Annotated in this window: 2 protein-coding genes; both read right to left on the bottom strand. The window is 69.7% G+C overall.

Going from position 1 to position 1298, the window contains the following annotated elements; all coding sequences use genetic code 11:
* Positions 1-81 precede the first annotated feature (81 nt).
* Positions 82-717: an urease accessory protein UreG gene (ureG, locus tag ACFWFR_RS19380; RefSeq protein ID WP_377624211.1), complete on the bottom strand. Its 636-nt coding sequence runs from the start codon at positions 715-717 to the stop codon at positions 82-84.
* Positions 718-802: 85 nt separating this feature from the next.
* Positions 803-1298 (bottom strand): urease accessory protein UreF (locus ACFWFR_RS19375; protein WP_377624209.1); only part of this gene is annotated, 496 nt, incomplete at its 5' end.

Below are 1298 nucleotides of genomic sequence, written 5' to 3'. Positions count from 1 at the left end.
CGGGCCCCGGCGAGCCGGTCGGCTCGCCGGGCACCGCGTGCAGGGGTGCCGCCTCCGGCACGTCGGTCACGAGCTCCGCACTCATCCGACGAGCGCGCTTCGTCGGCCGTTCCACAGCGTGAAGATCTGCTCGTACAGCTCGTCGAGCCCCTGCCCCGTCAACGAGTTCGTGAGCACGACGGGCTTGCCGTCGCGGACCCTGCGCGCGTCCGACTCCATGACCTCGAGGTTGGTCCGCACGTACTGGGCGATGTCGATCTTGTTGATCACCAGGATGTCCGACTCCGTGATGCCCGGACCCCGCTTGCGGGGCATCTTCTCGCCCTCCGAGGTGTCCAGCACGAAGATGAACACGTCCGCGAGCGAGGGCGAGAAGGTGAGCGTCAGGTTGTCACCCCCCGACTCGTAGATCAGCGTGTCGACCTCCGGGAACTTCTCGAGCATCTCGGCGCCCGCCGCGAGGTTCATGGTCGGGTCGTCACGCACCGCGGTGTGCGGGCACGCCCCGGTCTCGACTCCCACGACCCGCTCGGGGTCGAGGATCCCCGCGAGCTCACGTCGCACGTGCTGCGCGTCCTCCTGCGTGTAGATGTCGTTGGTGATGACGGCCGGCTGACGCCCGGCCGCGAACAGCTTGGGCACCAGCGCCTCCGTGAGAGCGGTCTTGCCCGAACCCACCGGTCCGCCGATGCCGATCCTCAGGACGTTCTCGCTCATTCGACTGCCTCGTCTTTCTCGTCTGCCGGTATCTCTTGTCTACGTCTGGTCCGGAGCCCTGTCCACGGCTCCGCGCGGATGCGGCTCAGCTGGCGAACAGCCGCGCCTCGGCGCGTTCGTGCTGCGCCGACATCACGTCTGCGAGAGGCACGCACCCGCCCATGTCCGCCAGGTCTCGCGTCACCGCGTCGGCCGTCGCGTCGGCGATGACCGGCCCGACGGCGTGGAGGACCACCTGTGCGTGCCGGTGGTCCGTGAGGCGCAGGCGCAGCGCCGCACCCACGAAGCTCACCGCGAACGCGAACATGTCCGAGGCCACCGCCTGCTCGGTGCTCACGCGGGTCGCGGCGTACGCGACCGCGGTCGCGACGGGCTGGCACCCTGGCGTCTCCTTGGCCGTGATCCGCCGCCCCCACTCGTCGAGCTCCGGCCCACCGATCGCCTCTCGGGCGATGTCGGTGAGCTGGTGGCCGCTACGGACCGACGCCTTGCGCATCTCGGCGTTGAGCTTCGAGGCGAACAGCATCTGGTCCACCTCCTGGACCCGTTCCCAGTCGGCGTCCATGGCCGCCTCGTGGGCC

It is taken from the genome of Oerskovia sp. NPDC060287, assembly GCF_042726775.1.
Taxonomy (GTDB): domain Bacteria; phylum Actinomycetota; class Actinomycetes; order Actinomycetales; family Cellulomonadaceae; genus Oerskovia; species Oerskovia merdavium.
Note: the sequence above shows the minus strand (reverse complement) of the source record. Positions and strands in the feature narration are given on the sequence as shown.

What these genes read in the sequence shown, in the direction of transcription:
- ureG (WP_377624211.1), bottom strand. Translation starts at nt 717, where the DNA reads ATGAGCGAGAACGTCCTGAGGATCGGCATCGGCGGACCGGTGGGTTCG.